14 protein-coding genes are annotated in these 20,369 nt (G+C 65.1%); 7 read left to right on the top strand and 7 right to left on the bottom strand.

Annotated features, from left to right (window positions below):
- The first annotated feature begins 42 nt into the window (after positions 1-42).
- The 4 genes from OEW28_RS16100 (at position 43) to OEW28_RS16115 (ending at position 8,679) form a co-directional block, all read left to right on the top strand.
- Positions 43-1,500, top strand: a complete 1,458-nt coding sequence (locus tag OEW28_RS16100) for a polysaccharide biosynthesis protein (protein ID WP_263735828.1) — start codon at positions 43-45, stop codon at positions 1,498-1,500.
- Positions 1,497-4,880 carry a glycosyltransferase gene (locus OEW28_RS16105; RefSeq protein ID WP_263735829.1) on the top strand — a complete coding sequence of 1,128 codons (3,384 nt, stop codon included), beginning with the start codon at positions 1,497-1,499 and terminating at the stop codon, positions 4,878-4,880. The genes OEW28_RS16100 and OEW28_RS16105 overlap by 4 nt, the downstream gene beginning before the upstream one ends.
- The gene (locus tag OEW28_RS16110) at positions 4,880-5,659 is read left to right on the top strand and encodes a sulfotransferase family 2 domain-containing protein (RefSeq protein ID WP_263735830.1); all 780 of its coding nucleotides are present in this window, start codon (positions 4,880-4,882) and stop codon (positions 5,657-5,659) included. The genes OEW28_RS16105 and OEW28_RS16110 overlap by 1 nt, the downstream gene beginning before the upstream one ends.
- 191 nt (positions 5,660-5,850) lie before the next feature.
- The gene (locus OEW28_RS16115; protein ID WP_263735831.1) at positions 5,851-8,679 is read left to right on the top strand and encodes a calcium-binding protein; all 2,829 of its coding nucleotides are present in this window, start codon (positions 5,851-5,853) and stop codon (positions 8,677-8,679) included.
- Positions 8,680-8,681: 2 nt separating this feature from the next.
- On the opposite strand, the gene OEW28_RS16120 is transcribed toward OEW28_RS16115, so the two are convergent.
- Positions 8,682-9,608 (bottom strand): glycosyltransferase family 2 protein, encoded by a 927-nt coding sequence (locus OEW28_RS16120; RefSeq protein WP_263735832.1) that lies wholly within the window; start codon positions 9,606-9,608, stop codon positions 8,682-8,684.
- A 65-nt stretch (positions 9,609-9,673) separates the two neighbouring features.
- Positions 9,674-10,456, bottom strand: a complete 783-nt coding sequence (locus OEW28_RS16125; RefSeq protein WP_263735833.1) for an ABC transporter permease — start codon at positions 10,454-10,456, stop codon at positions 9,674-9,676.
- 73 nt (positions 10,457-10,529) lie between these two features.
- Here OEW28_RS16125 and OEW28_RS16130 point away from each other — a divergent pair, with 73 nt between their 5' ends.
- Entirely contained in the window at positions 10,530-11,741 is a 1,212-nt protein-coding gene (locus OEW28_RS16130; protein ID WP_263735834.1) for a sugar transporter, read from the top strand.
- A complete protein-coding gene (locus OEW28_RS16135; RefSeq protein WP_263735835.1) occupies positions 11,738-12,424 on the top strand; it encodes an ABC transporter ATP-binding protein in 687 nt (228 codons plus the stop codon). The genes OEW28_RS16130 and OEW28_RS16135 overlap by 4 nt, the downstream gene beginning before the upstream one ends.
- Before the next feature lie 12 nt (positions 12,425-12,436).
- Here OEW28_RS16135 and OEW28_RS16140 read toward each other — a convergent pair whose 3' ends face one another.
- Positions 12,437-12,922: a VOC family protein gene (locus OEW28_RS16140; protein ID WP_263735836.1), complete on the bottom strand. Its 486-nt coding sequence runs from the start codon at positions 12,920-12,922 to the stop codon at positions 12,437-12,439.
- A gap of 98 nt (positions 12,923-13,020) precedes the next feature.
- Positions 13,021-14,055, bottom strand: a complete 1,035-nt coding sequence (trpS, locus tag OEW28_RS16145; RefSeq protein ID WP_263735837.1) for a tryptophan--tRNA ligase — start codon at positions 14,053-14,055, stop codon at positions 13,021-13,023.
- 87 nt (positions 14,056-14,142) lie between these two features.
- Here trpS and OEW28_RS16150 point away from each other — a divergent pair, with 87 nt between their 5' ends.
- A complete protein-coding gene (locus tag OEW28_RS16150) occupies positions 14,143-14,829 on the top strand; it encodes a rhomboid family intramembrane serine protease (protein ID WP_263735838.1) in 687 nt (228 codons plus the stop codon).
- Here the strand turns inward: OEW28_RS16150 and murJ are convergent.
- Genes murJ through OEW28_RS16165 form a run of 3 tightly spaced genes read right to left on the bottom strand, consistent with a single transcriptional unit; the run spans position 14,820 to position 20,297 of the window.
- Positions 14,820-16,364 carry a murein biosynthesis integral membrane protein MurJ gene (gene murJ / locus OEW28_RS16155; RefSeq protein WP_263735839.1) on the bottom strand — a complete coding sequence of 515 codons (1,545 nt, stop codon included), beginning with the start codon at positions 16,362-16,364 and terminating at the stop codon, positions 14,820-14,822. The genes OEW28_RS16150 and murJ overlap by 10 nt on opposite strands.
- Positions 16,364-19,150: a [protein-PII] uridylyltransferase gene (locus OEW28_RS16160; RefSeq protein ID WP_412174811.1), complete on the bottom strand. Its 2,787-nt coding sequence runs from the start codon at positions 19,148-19,150 to the stop codon at positions 16,364-16,366. Before OEW28_RS16160 ends, murJ begins: the two co-directional genes overlap by 1 nt.
- Positions 19,134-20,297: a penicillin-binding protein activator gene (locus OEW28_RS16165; RefSeq protein WP_263735840.1), complete on the bottom strand. Its 1,164-nt coding sequence runs from the start codon at positions 20,295-20,297 to the stop codon at positions 19,134-19,136. The genes OEW28_RS16160 and OEW28_RS16165 overlap by 17 nt, the downstream gene beginning before the upstream one ends.
- Positions 20,298-20,369: the final 72 nt, after the last annotated feature.

The raw sequence follows: 20,369 nt of genomic DNA on the forward strand, positions 1-20,369 counted from the left end.
ACAATGCGCCAAGAAAGCCGTGAAGCGGCAAGAGGGTGCAGAATGCAGCGGGCCGACCGGCAGAACGTCAGCAATAGCCTTGGCAGGGTCCGTCTTGTGGAAGCCGCCGGGCTTGTGTCTTCGATCGGCATCTGCCTTGCCCCGGACCCTGGGGGCGCCTCGCAGGTCCTGGTGGGATCGCTTGTCGGGTCCGCATTCATAATTCTGTGCGGCATTTTCCTGGCGCGGCGTGAAGCTGCCTGCGCCTCGTGCCGGCGCCGGATCGGAGGAGCGGTGCTGCTATGGGCGTCGGGACCGCTTGCAAGCACGGTGACGCCGGCGGCCGAGCATGACACAACAACCGCGGCACTGGTTTACGCGATTTTCTGCATCCTCTTGCAACTTTCCGCGCCGGCGCGCCGCGCAGCGCCGGATGTCGATGCCGAGGCGATCATTCGCCGGCCGCCTCATGCGTCGGCCGGGCCTTGGGCCGAGATGTTCAGGGGGCGCAGCATTCTGGTTACCGGGGCGGGCGGTTCGATCGGCAGCGAAATCTGCCGCCAACTGATAAGCCATGGACCCGCAAGGCTCGTGCTTCTGGATCTGAGCGAGCCGGCCCTGTTCGAAATCGACCGCAAGCTGCGCGGGATGCCGGGCGCCTCGGCGGTTCAGATCGTGCCGATCCTTGGCTCGGTGACAGAGGAGGCGACGGCGCTGCGCTCGCTGCTGGATCAGGAAGTCGGCATCGTTCTGCATGCCGCCGCCTACAAGCACGTGCCGATGGTCGAAGCGAACCCGCGCGCAGGTCTTGCCACGAACACGCTTGGAACCTTGGTCATGGCGCGCGCGGCGCAACAGGCGGGTGTCGAGCGTTTCGTTCTGATCTCCACCGACAAGGCGGTTAGGCCACGGGGGGTGCTTGGCATATCCAAGTTGCTGGCAGAACAGGTGGTTCTTGACCTGGCGTCCCGCCCGGGTCCCACGATCTTTTCGGCCGTCCGTTTCGGCAATGTCTTTGGATCGTCCGGCTCCGTCGTTCCGTTGTTCCTTGAGCAGATCGCGGACGGCGGGCCGGTCACGGTGACGGATCCATCGGCGACGCGGTATTTCATGACTGTACGCGAAGCCGTGGGCCTGGTTCTTTCCGCCGCCGCAATCGCCTGCGGGGGCGAGGTCTTCGTGCTGGACATGGGCGAGCCGATTGCCATCGGAGATCTGGCGCGCCGACTGATCGCGGCGGCCGCGCCAAGGGGCGCGGCAATATCCATCCGGACAACCGGATTGCGACCGGGAGAGAAGCAGCACGAAGACCTGTCGTCATCGGGTGCGTTGGCCCCGACGTCTGTTCCTGGCGTGTTGCTGGCCTCGACCCCCGTGCAAAGCCAGATCGAGGTTGCGGCGACGATGCGATCACTGCGGCGGGCCGTCGCAGGCGATGACACCGCGGCGCGTGCCTTCATCGCCGGGTGGCTGTCCGGTCAAACACAGCCTGGCGAAATGCTGCATGAGGCCACACCATGAAGGAGGCTGTGGTCGTTCTGGGAATGCATCGCAGCGGCACTTCCTTTCTCGCGAGAAGCCTTTCGACGCTTGGATATGATCCGCCCTGCGACGCGCAGCCGGGCGCCAACGACAACCGTCATGGCCACTTCGAACCGAGGGCCGTCGTGGCGCTGAATGACCGGATTCTCGCATCGATTGGCGGACGCTGGGATCAGGTTGCGCCATTCCTGCCCGCGACCGTTCGCGCTGCCATTCCCGACCTGCCCGAACAGATGCGGATTGCGCTGGGCAGAAGCTTCGCAGCGTCTTCGCGCGCGGTCCTGAAGGATCCGCGCCTAAGTCTGACATTCGGACTTTGGCGGCCTGTGCTCGAGTCGCTTCGCGTCGAGTTGCGCATTCTGATCTCGCTGCGCCATCCGGTCGCGGTCGCGCAGTCTCTGGCCATGCGCAACGCCTGCCCGCCAGAGGTTTCAGCCCTTTCCTGGATCGACCATGTCGCGAGCGCCATTGACGCCAGCGAAGGCCTGCCACGCGCGATCCTGACATTTCCCGATTGGGTCACCGACCCGGCCTCGGGCTTCGCTTCTGTCGGTTCGCTCTTGGCGCTGTCTCCCGAAGATCAAGGCCGCTGGGCCGCGCAGAGCCGCCGGATATTTTGCAGCCAGGACCTGCATTGCAAGGCTTCCAGTATGGAGCGGGGCTGGATGTCCGCCGCGACGCGGATGTTCGAGGCTCTGCGCAGGGGCGATGACCCGGCCATGGTTTCGTCCCGGGCGCGGGAGCAGCTTGAGCGCGCCCAGCAGATTCTCGCGCCACTCGACCGCTACCGCCTGCGCGAAATGGCCGTGCTTTCGGGTGGCGGAAGGCCCGAGGTTGCGTCCGAACTGGAGCGTCAGGGCGCGCTTCTCCCGTTCGCCCAGGCGCGCATCGCGGCGCTGGAGCGGATGCTCCAGGTCGCGGAACGATCGGCGGTCGAGACCGCGCGGGGATACGAACGGGACAGGGCGTCGCTTGCGCGCCGGATTGCAACACTCCGTCGGGCCGCCTGTCATCGCGAAGAGCGGATGGCGGCGCAGCGCCACAGTGCCACGGTGCAACGGCAGTCGATACAAAGACAACTTCGGACCGCTATGAGCCAACTCGCGACACATGCCGCAGGCGCCGAAACGGCGCGCGGCATCGTCGCGGATCTTGACCATCGTTTGACGACCGCGCTGGTCGAAGGCGCGTCGCTGCGCCAGGAGCGCGACGCGCTGCGCCAGCGCTGTGCCGATCTTGCACGATCTTGCCAGAAGGAGATGCTGACCGTGTTCCAGCCGATCTACAGACGACTTTACCGAGGCGGTGGCTCGGTGCTGCGCAGCCTTCTGCCCGCGGCGGAGATTGAGCGCATCAAGCGCGTCCTGCCGCATCCCGAGGGCATCCCCCGCGCGCTTGCGATTCCGGCACAAGTGTCGCGCAAGCCGACCGAAACCGAGGTTCCGCCTTGGACGCCTGCGGACGACAAGCCGGATATCTTCGTCTTTTCCATCATCAACTGGGATTTCCGCACCCAACGCCCCCAGCACCTCTCAACGGAATTCGCGCGGCGTGGCCATCGCGTCTTCTACCTCGAGATGGAATGCGAACCAGGGCCGGGCAGTCTTCGGGCCGTCGCACAGGGCGTGTGGTCGGCGCGCCTGTCCGATCGCGGTGTCGGCTTTGTCCGGCCCTACTCGGGGCAGCCTTCGGGCAAACAGATTGAAGCCTGGCTCGAAAATTTCCATGCGCTGTGCAACCGGGTGGGGGCATCGCCCTGGCGCCATATCGTGGTCGAGCACCCCTATTGGTGGGCCTTCGCACGGCACCTTCCGGCCGAAAACCGGATCACCTTCGACTGCATGGACGAAATCGCGGGCTTCTCCAACACCGAGGCCCACACCCTTGCCGCCGAAGAGGAGATGGTGGCGCAGTGCGATCGAATGGTCGTCAGTTCGGAATACCTGATGCAGCGTCGCGGCGCCCTGCGCGGAGCAGCCCTGGTCAGAAACGGGGCCGACATCGGCCATTTCACCGGAACGCCCAACGTCCCCCTTCCCGAAAGGATAGCCGCGAACCTTCGTCCCGATCGCTTGCAGGTGGGCTATGTCGGCGCGATCGCCGATTGGTTCGACGATGATCTTGTCGCAGAAGTCGCGCGCCTTGCGCCGGATATGGACATCCACCTTTGCGGCGCCGTCACGGCTCCCGGGCCGATGAGGCTGGCCGACCTGCCCAACGTTAGCCTCTACGGAGAAATCGCCTATTCCGAGGTGCCTGCATTTCTTGCGGCGATGGATGTGATGATCATTCCCTTCCGGCTCTTGCCGATCATTGCCGCCTGCGATCCGGTCAAGTTCTACGAGTATTCAGCAGCCATGCGGCCGACCGTGGCGACCCCGATGCCAGAACTGGGGCGGGCGGGCCAACTGGTGCGAACCGCTCTGGCGCCCGAAGCGTTCGCGCAAGCGATCCGCGACGCTGCGGGGCAGTCGGGCGATCTGGAGCGGGAACGGCTCAGGAACTATGCGCTGTCCAACACTTGGTCCAACCGGGCGACGGCGATGCTGGCGGAAATGGAGCGTGCGCCGCTTGTGTCCGTGGTGATCCTGGCGTGGGGGGACGCGGCAGTAACAATGACGGCTGTCCATGCGTTGCTGGGCGAGGGAAAGGTCTATCCCGCGCTGGAGGTGATCGTGGTCGACAACGGCTCACCCGCCGAGGAATGCGCGCGGCTTGCCGACTATCTGTCGCGCTTTCCCGAGGCGCGTTTGATCGAGAACGGCGCGAACCTCGGCTTTGCCGCCGGCAACAACGTGGGCATCGCCGCCGCTCGCGGCGAATTCGTGCTGCTCTTGAACAACGATACCTTCGTCGCTCCGGGGGCGATCTGGGCCATGGTCCGACACCTGGAACGCACGCCCGAAATCGGCGTGGTCGGCCCGCTGACCAACAATATCGGGAATGAGGCGCGGGTGCCCGTCGACTATGCGGACATGGACGCGATGCGCGTCGCTGCCCGCAGGCTGACACAGGGCTTTCGCGGGCGCTGGACGCCTCTGCCTGTCGTCGCCTACTTCTGCGCGATGTTCCGCCGCGACGATCTCGCGCGCTTCGGGCTTCTTGATCCGGTCTACGGGCGCGGCATGTTCGAGGATGACGATCACTGCGCGGTGATCCGCGCCCAGGGCTTCGAATGCGCCTTGGCCGAGGATGCCTTCGTTCATCATCATCTTTCGGCCAGCTTCTCGAAGGTGGAGCCCACCGAACGAAAGGAGCGCTTCGAGGCGAACCGTCAGACCTATGAGGGCCGCTGGGGCCCTTGGACGCCGCACCGATACCGCGACGCACGCCCCGCCCCGGCGTGGGAGGCCGCCTGATGCGCACGGTCATCTGCCACTACCACATCTACAAGAACTCGGGCACGAGCTTCGACGATGCGCTTGCCCGCAATTTCGGGGCGGGCCACCTCAGCTTCGATGGGCCTTTCCCCTACTTTTCCATCGACAGGGCCCAGCTGGACCGGATCATCTGCCGCAATCCGGACAGGCAGGCCTTTTCCTCCCATCAGATCCGCCTGCCGGTGCCGGCATCGCTGGACTACCGTGTTCTGGCGGCAACCTTCGTTCGCAATCCCTTCTTGCGTGTGGCGTCCATCTGGCGCTTCAAGCGCGCCCATGCCGATGGCACACGCACCTCGGAGCTTGCCAGGCGCATGGCGTTCGCGGAGTGGCTGGATCACGCCCTGTCCGATCCGCAGGAGATCACGCATGTGTCGAACGCTCAGACCCGCATCCTGGGGGAGGACGGTACGGGGCGCCTGCTCATGCGGCGAGGACCGTCGCGAATGGAATACGACCTTGAGCAGGCGCGCGCGAACCTCAGGAACGTGGCGCTGCTGGGGCGAACGGACCATTACGAGGCAGATCTGCTGCGGTTCTCGCGGCGACTGGACGCCGAGGGGATCAGCTTGGATTCGCCCGTGACGCAGCGTCTCAACGTGACCGATGCCAGCACGGGATCGGTCGCGCAACGTGTCGCCGCGCTGTTCGAGGAACTGCCGGAATCCTTGGTCGCGCGCTTCGTCATGGCGAATGATCAGGATGTCGCCCTTTGTGACCACGCTACCCGGCTGATCGAGGATCGGGACAGCCCTTGACCTAGCCTGACGCTCTCCCGGCAACCGCGTTGGGATACGGCGATCCTGCCGCGCCACGGTGTCCAGCCTGCCTGAACGCTCCTGCCCCTGTTAGCGCTTTGCTAACCCACCGCATCCATTCGCTCGAGAATTTACCACTTCGCAAGGGTCAGCCCCACCTAATCATCGCGGGTGAATTCGGGTGAATAGCGATGATCGGGGTCCAGCACTTGGCCACGCTCGGCGGCGCAGTCGTGCCGACCGGGGTTCGGGTGACCGACTTTGTCGTGCAGAATACGGCGGCGGGGGGCGTCTTGTACGCCGCGACCGCGTCAAATGGGGTGTTCGGCTTCAGCTTGGTCGCCGGGGCAAGCCCGACGCTGATCGGCCAGATCAGCTACGGTCCGGGTGCCGACGTATTCGGGCCGCCGCGGCTTGATATCCTTGATCACGACGGCAGGACGTGGCTCTTGCCGGGCGGGCGCTTTCCAGCGGAACTGACGGGTTTCAGCCTGGCCGCGAATGGCGCGTTGGGCGAGACAAACACGTTTTCCGACGGGCCGGGCGGCGATTTCAAGGCCAGCGATCTTGCCGTTCTGGACCTTGGCGGGACCGCATGGATTTTTGGAGCCGAGCCCGCGGCGGCAGGACTGGCGGTCTGGTCCATCGCGCCCGGCTCAAGCGTGCTCACGCAGGGGAGTGGGTTCGCAGACACGGCATCCACCTATCTGACGGCGCCGAACGTCCTTGCCTCCGCCACGATCGGAGGCCAACCCTGGGTCTTTGCAGCCTCGGCAATCGATCACGGTGTGACCGCGCTGAGGCTGGGATCTGGCGGCACGCTGACACATGCCGGTTCCCTTGGCGCTGCCGAGGGATTTGGCCTGAACGCGCCCGCGGCGCTTGAGGTCGTCCAGCAGGGCGGCCAAGGCTATCTGATCGTTGCCGACACCGGCAGTTCTTCGCTTTCAGTTCTGCGGCTGGATGCGACCGGCCTGACGCCGACGGACTTCGTGATCGATACGCTATCCACCAGGTTCCAGTCCGCGGGCACCCTGTCGGTGCTGACTGTCGATGACAGAACCTACATCGCCGTAGGGGGCGCCGATGATGGCGTTTCGATCTTTCGGCTTCTTCCGGACGGCCGGCTTTTTCTGGAAACGACGATCGCGGACACAGCGGGAACGTCGCTTGCCGATGTCGCTGCCCTTCAGCTTGCTCTTGTCGGGTCGGAAGTTCAGCTGTTCGTGGCATCCGCTTCCGAGGATGGGATCAGCCAGTTCCGTATTCAGCTTGGCGATCGGGGTCTTGACCTTGTCGGCGGGCCGGGGGCTGAGGCCCTGTCCGGATCGGCATCGAATGACGTTCTGTTCGGTGCGGCGGGCGACGATACCCTTGTGGGTGGCGCGGGCAACGACATCCTGATCGATGGAGCGGGGGCGGACATTCTGCGAGGAGGGGCAGGAGCGGATGTGTTTGTCCTCTATGCGGACGGCGTTTCTGATCGGATCGAGGATTTCGACATCACGGCGGACCGCCTGGACCTGTCGGACTGGCTGATGTTGCAAAGTGTCGGCCAACTGATGATCGAGGCGACGGCGACGGGTGCCGTCCTGCGCTATGGCTCTGAAGTGCTGGAAATTCTGACGCATGACGGCAGCGCGCTTCTGCCGGGACAGTTCAACAACGCAAATATCCTCAACCTGCCGCGCCCGGCGGTCGAACTCATTCATCGCGGCCGCGTGCTGGCGGGTGGACCCGGCGCGGATGCGATCGCCGGATCCATCTTTGCCGATCTCATTTCTGGTGGCGCCGGCGATGATACGATCAGCGGGGGTGATGGCGAAGACAGCCTTGCAGGCGGCGCGGGCGCCGACCGTCTGGATGGCGGGGCAGGGTCCGACTGGGCGGACTACTCGGCCGCGACGGGGCCCGTCACGGTCGACATGGTCACGCCCGCCAACAATCGGGGCGAGGCGCAGGGGGACACATACATCTCGATCGAGAATGTTCGGGGCACGGCCCTGGCCGACGATCTGCGCGGGGATGGCGGCGCCAATCTGCTTGAGGGCGGCGCGGCGAACGACTGGTTGACCGGTCGGGGCGGAGACGACACGCTGCGAGGCGGCAGCGGCACCGACAACCTGGTCGGAGGCGAGGGTGCCGATCTTCTGGACGGGGGCGAGGGACTTGACCGGGTCGTCTATTCCGACGCGACTTCGGGACTTCGAGTCGACCTTCTCTACCCCGGAACGAACACCGGGATTGCCGCTGGCGACATTTTCGTCTCGGTCGAAGCCGTGCGTGCGTCGGCCCATGACGATCAGGTCTACGGCGATCAGGGGAACAACACCCTTGATGGCGGAACCGGCAACGACGTGATCTATGGGCGCGGCGGCAACGACTGGCTTCTGGGCCGCGCGGGCAATGACCTCGTGGACGGGGGGGATGGAAACGACATCCTGCTTGGCGGCCCGGGTGCCGATCGGTTCGTGGGAGGTGCGGGCACGGACCGCGTCCACTACGGGGACTCGGCCGTGGGTCTCGTCGCGGACCTGATGACACCGGCGAACAATACGGGGATCGCTGCGGGCGACACGTATTCCGGGATTGAGAACCTGCAAGGGTCACAGGGCAACGACACTCTTCGCGGGGACGGGGGCGACAACATGATCCTTGGTGCGCGCGGCGACGACCTGATCTACGGGCGGGGCGGCAACGATTTCCTTGTCGGGCTGGATGGCAACGACACCTTGTTCGGGATGTCGGGGGACGACACGCTGGAAGGCGGGGCGGGTGCGGACACCTTCGTGTTCGAGCCGGGCAACGGAATCGACCGGGTCAAGGATTTCCAGGTCGGGCAGGATGTCCTTCGCTTCGATCCCGCGCTTGCTGTGGGGATGGATGCCTTGGATCTGATCTCGACATACGGTCATATGACCTCCGCCGGCGCGACCTTCGATTTCGGCGGAGGCGATGTGCTGATCATCCGGAATGTCGCAGATCCCATGGATCTGATCCACGACATGGTGATCGGCTGAGATCACATGCGCCCGATTGCGGCCGCGAGGGCCAGTGACAGGTCACCCGCGCGGCTTTGCCGGAAGAATCCTGCCGCCTTCAGGCGCCGCAGCGCCGTCAGTCCGCGGTCGCGGCGAAGGCGCTGGAACGCATCCAGGCAGTCACGATTTTCCTGCGTCAGCAGCGGGGCGGTCCGCATCAGCTCTGCCGAATTCGCACAGTTCCAGGCTGCGAACCGCCCGCCCAACAGTTGGGAAAGGCGACGGAAGCGGGCCGCAAGCGACAGGTTGGCGCCGATCTGGTTGGCATCGTGCTGACGATACAGCACCGTGGCTACGGGGTCGAAAACGATCTGCCCGCCCGCGCCGGAGATCAGCTGATAAAGCCACCAGTCATGGCATGTGGCGCCCTCCGCGGGTCCCGCGTCAAGCGCAAGCATCCGCGCCAGCCCGTTCAGGACCATCGTATTGCCACCCGCGATGCTTTGAACCAGTGCATTGCGAAAGCTCGGACGGTGGCGCGGCAAGGGAGAAATGCCGCGGATTGTCAGCGTCTTGTCCGCGATCCACGTCCGGCTTCCATACAAGGCGGCCCTGTCCTCGCTTGGCGCAAGTGCCGCGAGCGCACGGCTGAGCTTGCCCGGAAGCCAGACGTCGTCCTGATCCGCGAAGGCAAAGTAATCCGCGCTGATCCTTGCGTCGCACAGCAGAGAAAGGAAGTTGACCGTGCTGCCGCGCGCGGGCCCCTTGCGCCAGACGATGCGGCGTCCGGGGTGCGAGCGGGCGAATTCCGCGACGATGCCAAGGGTCCCATCGCTCGATCCGTCGTCCGAGACATGCAGCGACCAGTCATCGTGATCCTGCGCCGCGATGGAATCGAGCTGCTCACGCAGATAGCGTGCGCCGTTGTAGCTGGCCAGCAGGATGGCGACGTGACTGGATTTGTGCATCGGGGTCCCCGGATTGTGCGATGCTGGCAGCATTGGCGGCCAATGGTTAACCGATCCCCTTCATCTCAGATCTGAAGCAATTTCCCGGTTTGCCCCCGGATCAGGATCATCCCGGCCAGAAACAGCGTGGCCGCCACCCCCATCACATAGGCCGCCGAGGCAAATGCGCCGGGGTCGGGGCCGAAAAAGCCATCGCGCATCATCTCGACCACATGGGCGACGGGATTGAGCCAGAGCCATTCCGACAGCCCTTCAGGGATGCGCCGTGCGGTGAACAGGATGCCCGAGACCAGAAAGACCGGTCTGTTGAGGACCGACCATATTTGTCGCCAGGTCGGGAAGATCGCCGCGAGCGCCGCGTTCAGCGTCCCCATCCCCGTCCCAAGCGCAGCGGCCAGCGCAAGCGACAGGGCGATTCTGTCCGGCGCGATCTCCGGCAGCTGCGGCTGCGCCATAACGATGGGGATCAGAACCGTGGCTGTGACCGCCACGTGGGTCAGCGTCTCAAGCGCGGCGCGGGCAAGAAGCACGTCGGTGGGCCGGACCGCTGGATAGGTCAGCAGGCCGCGGTTCGATTGAAGCGCCGCCATCAAGGCGGACGTTAGCGAATTGTACATCAGGAACGGGATAATCCCGGTGGCATAGAAAAGCGTGAAGCTTGACCCAAGCGGAGGTTTCGGCGCGATGAGCGCGAAGGCAAGCGACAGGATCACGATCCCCCCGACCGGCTCTGCCAGGGCCCAGGCATACCCGCCCCATGATCGTCCGAAGCGCGCGCAGGTTTCGCGCACGACCAATGCCGCGATGATCCTTGCCGTTTCGCGGTGCCGGGGGGTGGCTGCACGCATCCTACGTTCCTTTCGTGTCTGTGCGACAGGCGCGATCCTGCCCATCGATGGTTAAAAAAACGGAGTGCCTCTGATGTCCCAGGCCGCCCTTGCGTCATCCCTTCGCGCGGTGCCGGTATTCCCGGCGGCTCCCGATAGTTCGCAGCGCCCGCCCGAGCCCCTGGCGCGGGCGACCTTGCGCGGCGCGGCGCGTCGCCGCCGTGGTTGGCTCCGGCTCAGTTTCGCCTTGGTGGTGTTGCTTCCCGCAGTTGCCGCGGCGACCTATCTGTTTGGATGGGCGCAGGATCAGTATCATTCCCGTGTCGCGTTCTCGGTCCGGTCCGAGTCGGGGCCGGTTCCGATCGAGCTTGGCCTTCTGGCCGCCGTCGGCGGGGCGGCGCAGGCCCAGGCCCCGGACTCGGACATCCTGTTCGACTACATCATCAGCGAAGCGATGGTCGCGGCGATCGACCAAGACCTGGATCTGACCCGGATCTTCCACCCGTTCGAGGGCGATCCCGTGTTCACGCTGGCGCCCGATGCGAGCCGCGAAGACAAGGTCGATTACTGGCAGCGGATGGTGCGGGTGCGCCGCGATGCCGCCACAGGGGTTCTTGACGTCGAAGTGCGCGCCTTCAGGCCAGAGGATGCCCAGGCGCTGACGGCGGCGATCTACCGGGAAAGCGATGCCCTGGTGAACCGGTTGTCCGAACAGGCCCGCGAGGACGCCATCAGATACGCCACAGCGGACCTGGCGGAAGCAGAGACCCGGCTGCGCGACAAGCGGCGTCTTCTGGCCGAGTTTCGCGACAGCAACCGCATCGTCGACCCAGAGGCGGACATTGAAGGTCAGATGGGCCTGCTCAACGCTCTGCAATCCGAGCTTGTGCAGACGCTTGTCGAGAGGGACATGCTTCTGACGTACGCCAAGGCCGACGACCAGCGCGTCGCGCAGGCCAATCGGCGGGCCGATGCGGTCAGCAACCGCATCGAAGCCGAGCGGGAAAAGCTGGGGCTCGAAGGAGACACGCGCGCGATGGCGGCGCTTCTGGGCCGATACGAGGAATTGCGAACCGATCTGGAATTCGCGGCTGGCGCCTATACTCAGGCTCTGGCCGGCCATGCCGCCGCCCTGGCCGAGGCGCGGCGCAAGGCGCGCTATCTGGCGGCGCATGTCTTACCCACGCTTCCCGAAAGCGCGATCTATCCCCGCCGCACCCTTCTGTCCGGTCTGGTGGTCCTTGCGCTTACGCTTGCCTGGGCGATCGGGGCGGTTCTTTGCTACAACATTCGTGACGCACGTTGAGCTGTCTCGCGGTCGCCCAGCCGGATGTCGGCATAGAAATATCGGACCTTTCAAAGGGATTTCCGACGCCAGTCGGCTGGAAGTCCCTGTTTTCGGGTTTGACGGTTGCCCTGCCTGCGGGCGCGAGGATCGCGCTGCTTGGCGCAAACGGCGCCGGAAAGTCGACGCTGCTTGCAATCCTTGCCGGCACAATCAGGCCCGATCGGGGACAGGTCCGCACAGGAGGGCGCATCTCGTGGCCGCTGGGTTTTTCGGGTGGCTTCGCAAGCGATCTGACGGGGCTTCAGAACGCCCGCTTCGTCGCGCGGATTCACGGGGCGGATACCGATTCGATGGTCGATTTCGTCACCGAGTTTTCCGAGCTGGGCTCTGACATGCGCCTGCCCGTTCGTGCTTACTCCGCGGGAATGCGCGCGCGCCTAGCCTTCGGGCTTTCGATGGCGCTCGATTTTGACTGGTACCTGGTGGACGAGATCATCGCGGTCGGGGACCAGCGGTTTCGTGCGCGGGCGGAGGCGATGTTCCGGGAACGGTTGGCCCGCTCTGGCCTGATCATGGTGTCCCATGCACCGGCGATCCTGCGCCAGTATTGCCACGGCGCGATCCTGCTGCATCGCGGTCGGGCCGAGGTGTTCGACGATATCGAACCGGCGCTGGCACGTCAGTCCGCGTTGGCGGGCTGACCCGGCAGGTCTTCAGGTCGCCTCTGCCAGCAGGGCTTTCAGATCCAGTGGCCCGGTGACCATTGCAAGCTCGCCATTGCCGTCACGCGGCCAGTCGGCCTGATCCCGATCTCGGTAAAGCTCCACCCCGTTCCCGTCGGGGTCCCGCAGATAGATCGCTTCGCTCACGCCATGGTCGGATGCGCCGTCAAGCGGATAGCCCGCCTCGACCAGGCTCTTGAGAACCCGCGCCAGATCGCGGCGCGAGGGGTAGAGGATCGCGGTGTGGTAAAGGCCGGTGTGACCCGGTGCAGGCGGCGTGCCGCCCCGGCTTTCCCAGGTGTTCAGCCCGATGTGGTGATGGTATCCCCCGGCCGACAGGAAGGCAGCGCCCTTGCCATAGCGTTGCGTGACCTCAAGACCGAGCAATCCGGAGTAAAAACCGATCGCGCGTTCCAGGTCGGCCACCTTCAGGTGAACGTGGCCGATGCGCGTGCCCGCCGGTGCCGTGTAACCCATGACGTACCCTCTCTGTCGCGAACGCAGTATGGCACGACCGGCGCGCACGGGAAGGCGCGCAATCGCATGGGCGCTGTGCGGAGAATGACAGGCCCGGCTCAGGCCCGCGACCGGATCATTCCCACGATGTCGTAGGTCTGCCTCAGGATGGGCGAGGCGATCGCGTTGGCCCGGTCCGCCCCGTCACCCAGAGTGCGATCGATCTCGGCGGGGTCCGCCATCAGACGCTTCATCTCTCCCGAGATGGGGGCGAGCTTGGCAACGGCAAGATCGACCAGCGCCGGCTTGAACGTGCCAAATCCCTTGCCGCCGAACTCCGCGATGACCGCCTCGGTCGTCATGTCCGCAAGGGCTGCGTAGATGTTGACCAGGTTCTTGGCCTCTGGCCGGTCCTTCAGTCCCTCCAGCGTTTCGGGCAGCGGCTCGGGATCCGTCTTGGCCTTGCGGAACTTCTGCGAGATCGCATCCGCCTCGTCGGTCAGATTGATCCGGCTCGCGTCGGAAGGGTCGGATTTCGACATCTTCTTCGACCCGTCGCGCAGGGACATGACGCGCGTCGCCGCGCCTTCGATCACCGGTTCGGTGATGGGGAAGAAGTCAACGCCGTAATCGTGGTTGAACTTGGCCGCGATGTCGCGTGTGAGTTCCAGATGCTGCTTCTGGTCTTCGCCGACGGGCACGTGCGTCGCGTGATACAGAAGGATGTCCGCCGCCATCAGCGAAGGGTAAGCGAACAGGCCCAGGCTTTCGGCCTCGGCGTTCTTGCCCGCCGTCTTGTCCTTCCACTGCGTCATCCGGCCCATCCAGCCCATGCGCGCGACGCAGTTGAAGATCCATGCCAGCTGAGCATGGCCCGGCACCTGGCTCTGGTTGAAGAGGATGGAGCGCCGGGGATCGATGCCTGCCGCGATGAAGCCTGCCGCTGCCTCGCGCGTCTGGGCGCGCAGCTTTTCCGGGTCCTGCCAGACGGTGATCGCGTGCAGATCGACGAGGCAGTAGATCGTCTCGATGCCTTCGTTCTGCTTCTCGACGAAGCGTTTGAGAGCGCCCAGGTAGTTGCCCAGCGTCAGACCGCCCGACGGCTGGATGCCCGAAAAGATGCGCGGGGTGAATTTGGAGGTCGCCTCGGCCATGGTCCGTCCCACTTGTCCGTCTGGAAATTTGTGCCCCGCTCGCGTATCGCAGGGGGGAAGTCCCGTCAACGCCGGAAGGAGATCGCGATGCGGCCAGGTTATGACGAAGCACCGCTGAACCCTCTGCCGGGGGTGGTGTGGCTCTTGCTGCTGCCGCTTGTCGCGATGGAGGCGGTGATCGGACTTGGCAGGGCCGGGCTGGCCGGCGGCGGCATGGGCGAGGCTTGGCGCAACGACGCGCTGCAACGCTTCGCGCTGCCGCCACAGTTGCTTGAGACGATGATCGACACCGGACAGTATCCGCTCGACGGGCTCTGGCGGTTCGTAACCTACATCTACGTCCACGGAAGTTTCACGCACGCGATCTTCGTCTTGGTTTTCCTACTGGCGCTCGGCAAGATGGTGGCAGAGGTCTACAAGGCCTGGTCGGTCCTGGTGATCTTCTTCGGCGCGGGCATCTTCGGCGCGATCATCTATTCGCTGGTGCCGGGGATCAGCTATCCGCTTTTCGGGGGATACCCGGCCGTCTACGGGCTGATCGGCACCTTCACCTTCATGCTGTGGGCACGGCTCGGCGCTGAGAACGCCAACCGCTACCGCGCCTTCACGCTGATCGGGTTCCTGCTGGGTATCCAGTTGTTGTTCGGGCTGCTCTTTGGCGGAACACCCGACTGGATCGCGGACCTTGCGGGGTTCGGCTTCGGTTTCGGTGCGTCCTTCGTCGTGGGGCCTGGCGGTCCCGCGCATCTGCTGCAGCGTATCCGTCAGCGCTGACGCGACAGCCCCGCGCGCAGATCGGACGGGCGGAATGCGCCCGTCAGCACGGCGGCGATCGCAAAGCTTGCCATCCCGCCAAGTACCAGAAGGAACAGCCCAAGAATGCGGGCGTGTTCGCGCTGAAGCATGTCCGACATCAGGATGGACAGGCCCCAAAGGCAAAGGCCCATAAGCGCGGCGGCCAGCATCGTGCGCGGCAGGCGCCTGCGGAAGCGTTCGTCCGCCTTGGCCGCGTCGCCCATGTGGCGCACACCCCACCAAAGCTGCGCCGTCATTGCCCAGCCCGACAAGGTCGTGCCCCAGGCGGCTGCGCTGAAACCGATCAGCGGGGCCAGGCCGATGGCAAGAGCCGCGTTCACAACCATCGAGTGCACCGCGAAACGAAACGGGGTCCGCGTGTCTTCGCGCGCGAAATACAGCGGTTGCAGCACCTTCTGCAGGACGAAGGCCGGTAGGCCCAGGCCGTAGATCGCCAGCACATGGGCGGTGGGCAAGGTGTCGGATGCCTGGAATGCGCCTCGCTCGAACAGGACCGAGATGAGCGGGACGGGGATCACGACCAGCGCCACAGCCGCCGGGATTGTGAGGAACAGCGCGAACTCCAGCGCCCGTGACAGGGCGTGGCGGCTGCCGCCGATGTCGCCGGTCTTCAGCCTCCGCGACAGGTCAGGCAGCAGGACGATCCCGATGGCGATGCCGACGACGCCAAGGGGAAGCTGGTAAAGCCGGTCGGCGTAGTTCAGCCAGGCGATGCCCCCTTCGAAAAAGCTGCCGACCTGGCGCCCGACCAGCAGGTTTATCTGGACCACGCCGCCCGCCAGCACCGATGGCGCCGCGATCGCCAGCAGCCTGCGCAACTCGGGCGTGAAGCGCGGACGCCGGAAGCGAAGCGGAAAGCCCATTCGCGCCGCGGCGATCCAGACCAGCGCCAACTGCGCCAGCCCGGTGATCGGGGTCGCCCACGACAGGGTGAGCCCCATGTCCCAGCCCTGATCGCGCGCGACCACCATCGCCGCGATGAAGATCAAGTTCAGCAAGACCGGCGCACCGGCCGCCGCGATGAAGCGTCCGCCCGCGTTCAGAAGCCCGGAAAGCAGCGCGGTCAGCGAGATGAAAAGGATGTAGGGAAAGCAGATGCGCCCGAACTCGACCGCCAGCGGAAGGCGTTCGTCCCCCGCGAATCCACCCGCCATGGCAAGCACCAGCCAAGGCATCGCGACCATCGCCACGACCGAGACGCCGGTCACCACGATCGCCAGGCCGGTGAATGCGTCCTCGGCAAAGCCGCGGGCGTCTTCGCCGGATTCCAGCTTCTTGGAGAACATCGGCACGAAGGCCGTGTTGAAGGCGCCCTCGGCGAAGAAGCGGCGGAACATGTTGGGCAGCGAAAAGGCGACCAGAAAGGCCTCGGCCACCGGACCGGTGCCAAGATAGGCCGCGATCAGCATGTCGCGCAGGAATCCCACGACCCTGCTGACCAGCGTCCAGGCCCCAACGGTCAGAAACCCCCTGACAAGGCGGATCGGCTGCATCAGGCCTGCGCCCTTTCCGCGCCTTCGCGGATCGCCTGCTGCAACTTGCGTTCAAGGCTTTCGCGCTTGGCCTTGGTGTGCAGCTTCAGCCCGAACATGTCCTTGACGTAGAACGTATCGACGACCTGGGCCCCGTAGGTCGCGATCACGGCCGAGGCGATGTAGATGTTGTTGTTCGCCAGCGTCCGGGTCAGGTCGTAAAGCAGCGCGGGACGGTCGCGCGTATCGACCTCGATGATCGTGTAGATCTCGGAGCCTTCGTTGTCGAAGGTGATGTGGGTCGGGAACCGGAACTGGCGTTCGCGCTTCTTGATCTTGTCACGGGTCCTCAAAGCCTCGCGCGCGACGACCTCCCCTTTCAGTGTCCTTTCGATCGTGGTTCGCAGCCGGGGCAGGTGTTCTGCCTCGTAGGGGTGGCCCTCGGCGTCCTGCACCCAGAAGGCGGCGGTTGCATAGCCATCCTTTGACGTGTAGGTGCGCGCGTCCACCACGTTCGCCCCGACAAGGGCAAGCGCCCCTGCCAGGCGTGAAAAGATGCCGGGATGGTCGGCAAGCGCGAAGCACGCCCGTGTCGCGTCCCGGTCCAGGTCGGGCTTGATGTCGATGCGGATCTCATCGTCCGCGATCCCGCGCAGAAGCTGCGCGAAGACGGCCTGGGTTTCGGTCGAAAGCCCCTGCCAGTAGGGGCCGTAATGCCGCCCGGTTTCCTTGCGCAAGTCCTTGGCGTCCCAGCCTTTCAACGCCTCGCGCAGTGCGCGCTTCTGTTCGTCCTGCCGTTTTTCGCGGTTGACCGATTCCAGTCCCGCCTCAAGCGCGTCCGAGGTTTCGGCATGGAGCCTGCGCAGCAGCATCGCCTTCCAGTTGTTCCAGGTGTTCGGCCCCACGCCGCGGATGTCGCAGACCGTCAGCACGGTCAGAAGATCAAGCCGTTTCTTGGTCTTCACCACCTTGGCGAAATCCCTGACCGTCCGTGGGTCCGAGATGTCACGCTTCTGCGCCATGTCGGACATGAACAGGTGATAGCGCACCAGCCATTCGACGGTTTCGCATTCTTCCGCGTTCAGACCAAGCCGCGGCGCCACCCGCCGCGCGATCTGCGCACCCAGGATGGAATGATCCTCGGGTCGGCCCTTGCCGATATCGTGCATCAGAAGCGCCACGTAGAGCACGCGCCGGTTCACGCCCTCTTCCAGGATCGACGAGGACAACGGCAGTTCCTCGATCAGTTCCTTCCGCTCGATCTGCGCCAGGGTCGAAATCGTCTGGATCGTGTGTTCGTCCACCGTGTAGTGATGGTAGACGTTGAATTGCATCATCGCGACGATCGGCTCGAACTCGGGGATGAAGGCCGAGAGGATGCCAAGTTCGTTCATGCGCCTGAGCGCGCGTTCAGGGTTTCCGTGTTTCAGAAGCAGGTCAAGGAAGATGCGCGTGGCTTCCCGATCCTCGCGCATGTCGTCGTCGATCAGGTGCAGGTTCGCGGTCACGACACGCATCGCGTCGGGATGGATCAGGTAGCCCGTGCGCAAGGCCTCTTCGAAGATGCGAAGCAGGTTCAGCTTGTCCGACAGGAATTCGCGTTCGTTGCCGATGGCAAGGCGCCCATTCTCGATCCGGAACCCCCAACGCAGCTTCTTGCGGCGCCGGAAGAAACCGGCAATCGCCGCCTCGCGCTTGACATGCCGTGCTTCAAGCACGGTCAGGAACACGCGCGTCAGTTCGCCTACATGGGTCGCATGGCGGAAATAGTCCTGCATGAAGTGTTCGACCGCGCGCCGGCCGCCCGTGTCGCGGTAGCCCATGCGGGATGCGACCTCGACCTGAAGGTCAAAGGTCAGCTGATCCGCCGCACGCCCCGTGATCAGGTGCAGGTGGCAGCGCACCGCCCAAAGAAAGTTCTCCGCCTCCTGGAAAGCGCGAAACTCGTCCGCGCGCAGCAGCCCGACATCGACCAGTTCGGCCGAACTGCGGACGCCATGAATGTACTTGCCAATCCAGTAAAGCGTCTGAAGGTCGCGCAGCCCGCCCTTGCCTTCCTTGACGTTGGGTTCAAGCATGTAGCGCTGGCCGCCTTGGCGTTTGTGCCGTTCGGCGCGCTCCTGAAGCTTGGCCTCGATGAACTCGGGCGCAGTGTTCTTGAAAAGCTCGCCCCGCAGTTTCTTGCGCAGATCCTCGGAAAGGGGTTGGTGACCGATCAGGAAGCGACGCTCGAGAAGCGCGGTGCGGATCGTGTAATCCTCGCGCCCCAGCCGAAGACAGTCCTTCACGGTGCGGCTGGCATGGCCGACCTTCAGCCGCATGTCCCACAGGATGTAGAGCATGGATTCGATCACGCTCTCTGCCCAGGGCGTCATCTTCCAGGGTGTCAGAAACAGAAGGTCGACATCCGAAGAGGGGGCCATCTCGGCACGGCCATAGCCGCCGACGGCAAGCACGGCGATTTTTTCGGCCTCTGTCGGGCTGGACAGCGGATGCAGAAGGCGCGTGGCCGCGGCAAAAGCCGCGGCCACCACCGCATCGGTCAGGGCGGCATAAGCCCGCGTGATGGTCCGCGCGTCACGCGGCGCGGCGCGCAGCGTCGCCTCGATCGCCTGTAGCCCGTCCTGGCGGCCGGCGGCCAGCGCCTTGACGATCGCTGCCCGCTTCGCGCGAATGTCGGTCAGCTCTGCCGTTTCCGCGGCCAGCGCGGCGATCAGCGCTTCGGTGTCCCAAAGCGTCAGATGGCCCAGAATTGGCCCGGCCTCTTGCCCTGGTGCGGGGGCGGCCGCCTCAGAAACCGGCGCCACCGAAGCTTCTCGGAGCTGGGTCGATGATGACGATCTGGCCGTTGCGGATCTCTGCCACGGCCAGGGCTCGTTCGTTGGTGCCATCCGGCAGGAGCCTGAAGACCCCGTTCACACCGGCGAAGCCCGCGCTCTGGGTCAGCGCCGCCCCGGACAGGGAATTCCCCGAGCCCGATCGGGCAAGCGCCCCGATCGCCGCGATTCCATCATAGGCAAGCCCGGCGATGGGCAGCGGCACCGATCCGTATCTGGCCGCGAAGCGCGACTGGAAGGATGACGAAGGCGCAGGATCGGGAAGCGCGAACCAGCCGCCCTGCAGCCCGGACAGGGTCAGGTTGGCAGGCGAGGTGTCCCACCGCGTCAGGCCGATCAGCTTGACCGCGTTCGTGTCCAGGCCGTTTTCCGGCAGGAGTTGCGCCAGCAGTTGAAGGGCGCCGCCGCTGTCCGCGGTCAGAAATACCGCGCTCGCGCCGGAGGCGTTGATCCGCGCCACGATGCCGGGCGCCGCGCTGATGATCCCCTGTTGCGAGAACTCGTAGCTCATCGTGCCCGCGCTGCTTGCCGGAGACCGCGCGATCGCCGTTTCGATGGCGCGCCGACCCGTTTCGCCAGCCGGGGTTCGCTCGTGCAGGACAAAGATCCGGTCGCGGCCTTGCGCGGCGGCAAGGCGGACAAGCCGGTCTGCGGTGTTGGGATAGGTCTGGCCAAGAACGAAGACATTTCCACCCGCGATGTCGGTCACGTTGGAAAAGGCCAGAACGTTGACGCCAGAGCCAGCGACAGCCCTGCCGGCCGCGTTCGCCGACTGGGCGTAGACCGGACCCAGGATGATCGCGGCGCCGTCCGCCACGGCGTTCTGCGCCGCGTTTGCCGCCCCGGCCGGGTTGGCGGCGGTGTTGTAGACCCGCAGATCGACCGAGGCGCCCTGAAGGTCGCCCGCCGCCATTTCCGCCGCCTGACTCAGGTTCTGCGCCAGGACCTCGTCCGACGCGTTGCCCGATCCGCCCGGCACCAGAAGGGCCACCGGCACGGGTTTTCCGGGTTGCAAGCCACCGCCGCCCATGGGACCCGGGCCGCAGGCGGTCAGCGACAAAAGCGACAGCGCCAGCCATGTCAGAGGCTTGCGGGCGGATTTCAAAACGGCGAACATGGAAAAGACCTCATCCTGGCGCAGCAGAAAGTTGCGCCGACCCTATGCGTTTCGCGGGGTGAAGTAAACTTT

It is taken from the genome of Albidovulum marisflavi (assembly GCF_025751435.1).
Lineage (GTDB): Bacteria > Pseudomonadota > Alphaproteobacteria > Rhodobacterales > Rhodobacteraceae > Albidovulum > Albidovulum marisflavi.